This window comes from Amycolatopsis sp. NPDC104819 (genome assembly GCF_055583145.1).
On record NZ_JBVJON010000004.1, the window covers coordinates 152786 to 160105 of the forward strand.

General features: G+C 71.1%; 9 protein-coding genes. 3 read left to right on the forward strand and 6 right to left on the reverse strand.

The window, feature by feature from the left end; genetic code table 11:
• Positions 1-92: 92 nt before the first annotated feature.
• Complete coding sequence (locus ACZ63E_RS13495; protein ID WP_465336221.1) at positions 93-575, reverse strand: GNAT family N-acetyltransferase; 483 nt, start codon at positions 573-575, stop codon at positions 93-95.
• Positions 576-577: 2 nt separating this feature from the next.
• On the reverse strand, positions 578-1168 hold the full coding sequence (locus ACZ63E_RS13500) for an acid phosphatase (RefSeq protein WP_465336222.1): 591 nt from the start codon (positions 1166-1168) through the stop codon (positions 578-580).
• A gap of 83 nt (positions 1169-1251) precedes the next feature.
• On the opposite strand from ACZ63E_RS13500, the gene ACZ63E_RS13505 reads away from it, so the two are divergent.
• Entirely contained in the window at positions 1252-1725 is a 474-nt protein-coding gene (locus ACZ63E_RS13505; RefSeq protein WP_465336223.1) for a hotdog fold domain-containing protein, read from the forward strand.
• On the opposite strand, the gene ACZ63E_RS13510 is transcribed toward ACZ63E_RS13505, so the two are convergent.
• On the reverse strand, positions 1722-2390 hold the full coding sequence (locus tag ACZ63E_RS13510) for a hypothetical protein (protein ID WP_465336224.1): 669 nt from the start codon (positions 2388-2390) through the stop codon (positions 1722-1724). The genes ACZ63E_RS13505 and ACZ63E_RS13510 overlap by 4 nt on opposite strands.
• 136 nt (positions 2391-2526) lie before the next feature.
• Here ACZ63E_RS13510 and ACZ63E_RS13515 point away from each other — a divergent pair, with 136 nt between their 5' ends.
• Positions 2527-4137 (forward strand): GMC oxidoreductase, encoded by a 1611-nt coding sequence (locus ACZ63E_RS13515; RefSeq protein ID WP_465336225.1) that lies wholly within the window; start codon positions 2527-2529, stop codon positions 4135-4137.
• On the opposite strand, the gene ACZ63E_RS13520 is transcribed toward ACZ63E_RS13515, so the two are convergent.
• From ACZ63E_RS13520 to ACZ63E_RS13530, 3 genes are all read right to left on the reverse strand, one after another.
• The gene (locus tag ACZ63E_RS13520; RefSeq protein WP_465336226.1) at positions 4127-4561 is read right to left on the reverse strand and encodes a MarR family winged helix-turn-helix transcriptional regulator; all 435 of its coding nucleotides are present in this window, start codon (positions 4559-4561) and stop codon (positions 4127-4129) included. The genes ACZ63E_RS13515 and ACZ63E_RS13520 overlap by 11 nt on opposite strands.
• On the reverse strand, positions 4558-4983 hold the full coding sequence (locus ACZ63E_RS13525) for an SRPBCC family protein (RefSeq protein WP_465336227.1): 426 nt from the start codon (positions 4981-4983) through the stop codon (positions 4558-4560). Before ACZ63E_RS13525 ends, ACZ63E_RS13520 begins: the two co-directional genes overlap by 4 nt.
• A 64-nt stretch (positions 4984-5047) precedes the next feature.
• Positions 5048-5653 carry a dTDP-4-dehydrorhamnose 3,5-epimerase family protein gene (locus ACZ63E_RS13530; RefSeq protein WP_465336228.1) on the reverse strand — a complete coding sequence of 202 codons (606 nt, stop codon included), beginning with the start codon at positions 5651-5653 and terminating at the stop codon, positions 5048-5050.
• A gap of 374 nt (positions 5654-6027) precedes the next feature.
• Here ACZ63E_RS13530 and ACZ63E_RS13535 point away from each other — a divergent pair, with 374 nt between their 5' ends.
• Positions 6028-7209 (forward strand): NAD(P)-dependent malic enzyme, encoded by a 1182-nt coding sequence (locus ACZ63E_RS13535; RefSeq protein WP_465336229.1) that lies wholly within the window; start codon positions 6028-6030, stop codon positions 7207-7209.
• Positions 7210-7320 lie beyond the last annotated feature (111 nt).

A 7320-nucleotide genomic window follows, 5' to 3' on the forward strand; every position in this document is an offset into this window, starting at 1 on the left:
GAATAAAAAGTAAGCAACAAAAAGCCGCCCCCCTCTGGTTGTGGTTGTCGGCCCCCCCCCCCCCCCCCCCCCCCCCCCCCCCCGCGCTGGGGTTACGCCTGGGCGGCCAGGGCCTGCAGGGGCGCGTCGGTGAGGCGGTTGACCGTCCACTCGTCCATCGGGACCGCGCCGAGGGCCTTGTAGAACTCCGTTGCCGGGTTCCAGTCCAGGACCGACCACTCGAGCCGCGCGTAGCCGTTCGCGACGCACTCGGCCGCCAAAGCTGCCAGCAGTGCCTTGCCCAGGCCGGAGCCGCGGTGGGCGGGGAGGACGAACAGGTCCTCCAGGTAGATCCCGTGCACCCCCCGCCACGTCGAGAAGTTGAGGAACCAGATCGTGAAGCCGGCGATCTCGCCGTCCACCTCGGCGACGTGGCCGAACACCTTCGGCGCGTCGCCGAACAGTGCCTCGTGCAGCTGCTCGGTGGTCAGGTGGCAGTCGTCCGGGGCGCGTTCGTACTCGGCCAGCGCGTAGGCCAGGCCGACGGCGGCCTCGACGTCGTCGGGGCGGATCCGGCGGATGCGGTTGTCGGGCACGGTCAGTCCTCCAGGGCGGGCGGCAGGTTGAGGTGTTCGATCTGGGGTTCGCCGCGTTCGTCGCCGAGCACCGCGATGCCGGCCGCGTCCAGGCCGAAGTGGACACCGGCGGTGGCGGGCAGGCCGACCCAGCGGGCCACCATGACCCGGCTGAAGTGCCCGTGCCCGACCAGGATCACGTCGCCGGCTTCGGTGTCACGGCGGGCGCGCTCGAGGACGCGGTCCGCGCGGGCCGAGACGTCCGAAGCGCTTTCGCCGCCGGGGATCGGGTGTGTCCACACTGTCCAGCCCGGCACGGTCTCCCGGATCTGCGGGGTGGTGATGCCCTCGTACTCGCCGTAGTCCCACTCGGCGAGGTCCTCGGTGACGTCGTCGACGCGCAGCCCGGCCAGCGCGGCCGTCCGCAGCGCTCGCGCGCGCGGGCTCGACAGCACCAGCGACGGGCCGCCGAGCAGGCTCCGGAGCGTGCCGCCGGCGGCGAGCGCCTGGCCTTCGCCGGCGGGGGTGAGGGGGATGTCGGTGCGGCCGGTGTGCCGTCCGTTCACCGACCATTCGGTCTGGCCGTGCCGGAGGAGGAAGAGACGGTTCGCCACAGGGGCGAATATATCCGGGGGTTTGCCGGGCGGCCGGGCGTCTGCTTAGCTACTGAGCAGTAGCTTAGCTGGAGGAGAACCGCATGTCCGAGACGCCGACGTTCGCGCTGTGGCACAAGCTGGCCGCGAAGCCGGGCGGGAAACAGCTGTTCAGCGCCGCGATGTGCCTGCGCGTGCCGTACTTCCGCACGGTGCTGCCCTCGGTGCGCGAGCTGCGGCCCGGGTACTGCGAGGTCAGTGCTCCGAAGTGGTGGGGTGTTCACAACCACATCGGCACGTTCCACGCGATCGCGGCCTGCAACCTCGCCGAGATCGCGATGGGCATGCTCGCCGAAGCGACCGTCCCGCCGACGCACCGCTGGCTGCCGAAGGGCATGACCGTCGAGTACGTCGCGAAGGCGGAGACGAGCCTGCGCGCGGTCGCGTCGGTGCCGGAGCTGCCGGAGTTCGGCGACGAAGGCTTCGAGCTCCCGGTCCCGGTGACCATTTCGGACACGAACGGCCGGGCCGTGGTCACCGGGACGATCACCATCTGGGTGACGCCGAAGAAGCGTTAGAGCGGCTTGTACTGCACATACGTCGTCTGGTGGAACGTGTTCTCGCCTGCCGGCGACGGCAGGCCCAGCTGCCGGTCGGCGAGCCGGCCGAGCGCGCCGCAGCCCTGCGTCGCGGGCAGCTTCAGGTCCGGGTCGACCACGCCGAAGTGGAACGTCGGCGGGTCCTGCGAGATCACCGTGGGCGGCACCGCCGGGTCGTCGTGGACGACGGTGTGCAGCGGCTTCGCGGCGGTCCCGATGCTGCAGTCCTTGCGCAGCAACGGGTGCCGCAGCACGGCGTAGACGTCGAGCTCGCCGCGCCGCTCGTTGTTGCTCTGGAAGTCCGAAAAACCGCCGTACCGCAGCTGGATCGTCGCGCCCGCCAGGCCGGGGACGCGCACCGGCGCGTGCCGCAGGGCCCCGAAGGCCTGGGCGTACTGGCCGTTCACGCGGCCCTCGCCGAACGTCAGCCGCAGCTCGCCGAGCGGGATCTCCCGGCCGCCGATCGTCAGTTTTCCTTGGGAGACAAAGGCTTCGCAGCGCCACGTGCCCGGGTCGGCGTTCGACGGCGGTGCCGGGCAGTCCGCGAAATCGAACGTCGGCAGCTCGTCGGCGGACGCCGTCCCGGGCGCGACCCCCAGTGCGGCCACGGCGACCGCGGCCACCCCCAGTGCGAGAAGTTTCATGCGGGTGAGCTTGCTCGCACCGCGCGGCGCGGACATCCGGGATCGCCCCCAGGGGAAGACCCGAAATTTCCCTCGACCGGGTGAAACACGTTCTGATTAGTTAACACTGTTCACTGAGCTGGGTCATGATCGGCGCATGTCTGCCTTCTCCCGCCGCCGGTTCCTCGGCCTCGCCGCCCTCAACTCCGCCGCCGCCCTCGGGCTGACCACCGTCTCGACGCGGCCCGCGACCGCCGAGCCGCTGCCGGAGTACTCCCCGGCGGTGGTCGTCGGCACCGGCTACGGCGCCGCCGTCACGGCGTTGCGGCTCGGCGAGGCCGGCGTGCCGACGCTGATGCTCGAAATGGGCAGGCTGTGGACCACCCCGGGCGCCGACGGCAAGGTCTTCTGCCCGATGCTCACCCCGGACGAGCGCGCGATGTGGTTCAAGGACCGCACCGAGGCGCCGCTCGCGTCGTTCCTCTGGCTCGACCTGGCCAACCGCGACATCGGGCGCTTCGCCGGTGTCCTCGACCGCGTGAACTACGGCGACATGGCGGTGTACCTCGGTCGCGGGGTCGGCGGCGGCTCCCTGGTCAACGGCGCGATGGCGGTGACGCCGAAGCGGTCCTACTTCGAGGAGATCCTGCCGTCGGTCGACGCCGCCGAGATGTACGGCAAGTACTTCCCGCGGGCGAACGCCGCGCTCGGTGTCAACGTCGTCGACCCGCGGTGGTTCGAGACGTGCCGGTCGTACCAGTACGCCCGCGTCTCGCGGAAGGCCGCGCGCAAGGCCGGGTTCGGCACGGTGTTCGTGCCCAGCGTGTACGACATGGACTACCTGCGGCGGGAAGAAGCGGGCACGGTCCCGCGCTCGGCCGACGCGTCCGAGGTCATCTACGGCAACAACCACGGCAAGCGCTCGCTCGACAAGTCCTACCTCGCCGCCGCGCTCGGCACCGGCCGGGTGACCATCAAGACGCTGCACGAGGTCCGCGAGATCATCCACCAGCCCGACGGCGCGTACACGCTGGTCGTGCGCGAAAGCGACGAGCGCGGCACGGTGCTCGCGACCCGGCACGTCACCACGAAGCACCTGTTCCTCGGCGCGGGCAGCCTCGGCTCGACGGAGCTGCTGGTGCGCGCCCGCGACACCGGGCGGCTGCCGGAGCTGCCCGAGGCCGTCGGGCAGGGGTGGGGTACCAACGGCAATGTCATGTGCGGCCGCGCCAACCACGTCTGGGACACCACCGGCAGCCTGCAGTCCGGCATGCCCGCGCTCGGCATCGACAACTGGGCCGACCCGGCGCATCCGGCGTTCGCCGAGATCGCACCGGTGCCCGCCGGGATCGAGACGTGGGTCAGCCTCTACCTGGCGATCACGAAGAACCCCGAACGCGGGCACTTCACCTACGACGCCGCGAGCGACTCGGCGAAGCTGCGCTGGACGGCGTCGCAGGGCCAGCCGTCGATCGACGCCGCCAAGGCGCTGTTCGACAAGGTCAACCGGGCGAACAGGACGATCTACCGCCACGACCTCTTCGGCGACACCCGCCCGTTCGAAAACCGCTTCACCTACCACCCGCTGGGCGGGCTGGTGCTCGGCGAGGCGACCGACGGCTACGGCCGCGTCAAGGGCTACCCGAACCTGTACGTCACGGACGGCTCGCTCATCCCGGGCAGCACCGGCGTCAACCCGTTCGTGACGATCACGGCGCTGGCCGAGCGCAATATCGAGCGGGTGCTCGCCGAGGACTTCAGGGGCTGAGCTTCGCCAGCGAGCCGACAAAACCGTCGTCGGTGGGGGCGAAGAACTCGGCGTCGGCGGCTTCGACGTCCTTCAGCGCCTTCGCGACCAGGGCCAGGCCCGCTTCGGTGACTTCGAGGCGCTTCGCGCGGGCGTCCGCGGGGTCGTCGGTGCGGGCGAGCAGGCCGCGTTCGGCGAGCTTGCGGACGACCTGGCTGGTCATCATCGTGTCGGTCCCGGCCTGCTCGGCCAGCTGCCGCTGGGTGGGTGGCTCACCCGAGCGGGTGAGCCACCACGTCGTCGTGAGCAGCACGAACTGGACGTGCGTGAGGTCGTGCGGGGCCAGCGCGGCCCGCATCGCCCGCTGCCAGGCCAGCGTCACGCGCCACAGCAGGAAGCCGGGGCTGCGCTCGGGGCCGGGCAGGCGGGACTCCGGGGCGGTCATACCCGCGAGGATGCCGCATGGGTCGTCTCGGCCAGGCGGGCCAGCGCGCGCATGGCGTCCGGGGTGTCTTCCGTCACCTGCTCGCCGAAGCCCTCGGGCCCGTCGACCGTGACGCGGTAGGTGATCCGCGTGCCGCTGTCGACCTCGGTCAGGACGTGCTCGAACCGCAGGTGCGCGTCCGGCAGCCGGGTCTCGTCGGTGAAGCTCCGGCCCTCGGTGACCTCGGTCAGCGTGAACGGGATCGGCGGCAGGCCGTCCATCGTCATGGTGCCGCTCGTGCCGGCGGCGAAGGGGCCGTCGACGACCACCGAGCGGACGCCCGCGTCCCACTCCGGCCAGCGGGCGGTGTCGGCCCAGAGCGGCCAGATCGCGGCCGCGGGTGCGGTGGACGTCTCGGTGTGCTCGTACTCGAAAAGTGTCATGCGAGCAGACTATATGCGCGCTTACTAAATCCGCAAGCACGAAGTTCGCGCAGCTCGGCGATGATCAGTGCGCCGAACGCAGCTTGTCGTAGTAGGCGACGCAGTCTTCGTACAGCGGGAGCAGGCCCTGCTCGCGGGCTTCGGCCAGCGTGGGCGCGGCGCGGTCCTTGTCCGACAGGACCGGCTCGATGTCCGTGGGCCAGGGCAGGCCCAGCGTGGGGTCGAGCGGGGTGATCCCGTGCTCGCCGCCCGGGTTGTACGGCTCCGAGCAGAGGTACGCCATCACCGTGTCGTCCTCGAGGGCGAAGATGCCGTGGCCGAGGCCCTCGGCGAGGTAGACGGCGCGGTGCTCGCGGGAGTCGACGAGGACGCTGTCCCAGGAGCCGAACGCCGGTGAGCCGACGCGGAGGTCGACGATGACGTCGAGGAACGACCCGCGCGGGCAGTAGACGTACTTGCCCTGGCCGGGCGGCGTGTCGGCGAAGTGGATCCCGCGGATGGTGCCGCGGCGGGACACGCTCTCGTTGGACTGGCCCAGCCGCAGCGGGTGGCCGGCCGCCTCGCGGAAGACGTCCTCCTGGAAGGGGGCGAGGAAGTGGCCACGGTCGTCGGGGAAGACCCGGGGGGAGAACACGTAGGCGTCCGGGATGTTCAGCCGGCGGAATTGCATGGCCCCAGCTTATCCGGTGCCATAAAAACCGGACAGACGTCTTGGGAATTGCCGGAAATACGCGCCGGTGTGACATCAACCGCACCGAGGGGTCCACCGCGCGGGCGGACCTGTCACAATGATTGGACCGCCGCGTCCGCGGCCATCGCCAGACCCACGGCACCGATGGCCGACGTGACGCCTCGCCGACAGGCCGGCGCTACCGCGCTGGGCTGCCGTGCCGGAGGAGTCAGCCCGTCAGTTGGGTGCGCCTTCGCTCCCGCTGTTGTGGTCCCCCGCTCGCAGGCCCAGGAGTAATTCCAGTGACCCACGTCCATAGCGCGAGTTCCGTCATTCCTACTGGAGGAATCACGGAACCGACGACAGGAAACCCCATGAGCGACCCCACCGGCGCCGTCGCGCCGGTCACCGACGAAGAGATCTTCACCGGGCACGAGGGCGGCAAGCTCTCGGTGGCGGCCACCCGGCCGATTTCCAGCCCGCGTGACCTTTCGATCGCGTACACCCCCGGGGTGGCGAAGGTGAGCCGCGCCATCGCCGAGGACGCCGCGAAGGCCAAGCGGTACACGTGGGCGGACCGGCTCGTCGTCGTTGTGAGCGACGGGACGGCCGTGCTCGGCCTGGGTGACATCGGCGCGAGCGCGTCGCTGCCGGTCATGGAGGGCAAGTCGGTGCTCTTCAAGACCTTCGGCGGCCTCGACTCGATCCCGCTGGTGCTGGACACCACCGACGTCGACGAGATCGTCGAGACGCTGGTGCGGCTGCGGCCGTCCTTCGGCGCGGTCAACCTCGAGGACGTCTCCGCGCCGCGGTGCTTCGAGCTGGAGGACAAGCTCAAGGAGGCGCTCGACTGCCCGGTCATGCACGACGACCAGCACGGCACGGCGATCGTCACGCTGGCCGCGCTGCGCGGCGCCAACCTGGTCCTCGACCGGGCGATCGCCGACCAGCGCGTGGTCGTCTCCGGCGCCGGCGCGGCGGGGGTCGCCTGCGCGCGGATCCTGCAGGAGGCCGGCATCGGCGACGTCACCGTGCTCGACTCGCGCGGCATCATCCACACGGACCGGGACGGCCTGAACCCGATCAAGCAGCGGCTGGCTTCGACGACGAACAAGGCGGGTCTCCGCGGCGGCCTCGCCGAGGCGCTCGAAGGCGCGGACGTGTTCCTCGGCCTGTCCGGCGCGACGATCGACGAGTCGCTGCTGGGCCGGATGGCGGGCGGCGGCATCGTGTTCGCGCTGTCCAACCCGGACCCGGAGGTGCACCCGGACGTCGCCGCGCGCTACGCGTCGATCGTGGCCACCGGGCGCAGCGACTTCCCGAACCAGATCAACAACGTGCTGGCGTTCCCCGGCGTCTTCCGCGGCGCGCTCGACTCCGGCGCGCGGGCGATCACGGAGAACATGAAGCTGGCGGCCGCCGAGGCGATCGTCTCGGTCGCGACCGACGACCTGGGCCCGGACCGCATCGTCCCGTCGCCGCTCGACCCGCGTGTCGCCCCCGAGGTGGCGGCCGCGGTGGCGAAGGCGGCGGAAGCCGACGGCGTCACGGCCTGAGCAGCCTGCCGCAGCTGTCGTGGGGGGGGGGGGGGGGTGGGAAACCCCCCCCCCCCCCCCACAACAAAGGGGCGAGGGGGTGGGGGGGGGGGTTGACCAAACACAAACCCC

Excerpts from the sequence above, each read along its gene's own strand:
- ACZ63E_RS13525 (WP_465336227.1), bottom strand. The coding sequence starts at position 4,983 with ATGACACTTTTCGAGTACGAGCACACCGAGACGTCCACCGCACCCGCG.
- ACZ63E_RS13520 (WP_465336226.1), bottom strand. The coding sequence starts at position 4,561 with ATGACCGCCCCGGAGTCCCGCCTGCCCGGCCCCGAGCGCAGCCCCGGC.
- ACZ63E_RS13530 (WP_465336228.1), bottom strand. The coding sequence starts at position 5,653 with ATGCAATTCCGCCGGCTGAACATCCCGGACGCCTACGTGTTCTCCCCC.
- ACZ63E_RS13510 (WP_465336224.1), bottom strand. The coding sequence starts at position 2,390 with ATGAAACTTCTCGCACTGGGGGTGGCCGCGGTCGCCGTGGCCGCACTG.
- ACZ63E_RS13515 (WP_465336225.1), top strand. The coding sequence starts at position 2,527 with ATGTCTGCCTTCTCCCGCCGCCGGTTCCTCGGCCTCGCCGCCCTCAAC.
- ACZ63E_RS13505 (WP_465336223.1), top strand. The coding sequence starts at position 1,252 with ATGTCCGAGACGCCGACGTTCGCGCTGTGGCACAAGCTGGCCGCGAAG.
- ACZ63E_RS13535 (WP_465336229.1), top strand. The coding sequence starts at position 6,028 with ATGAGCGACCCCACCGGCGCCGTCGCGCCGGTCACCGACGAAGAGATC.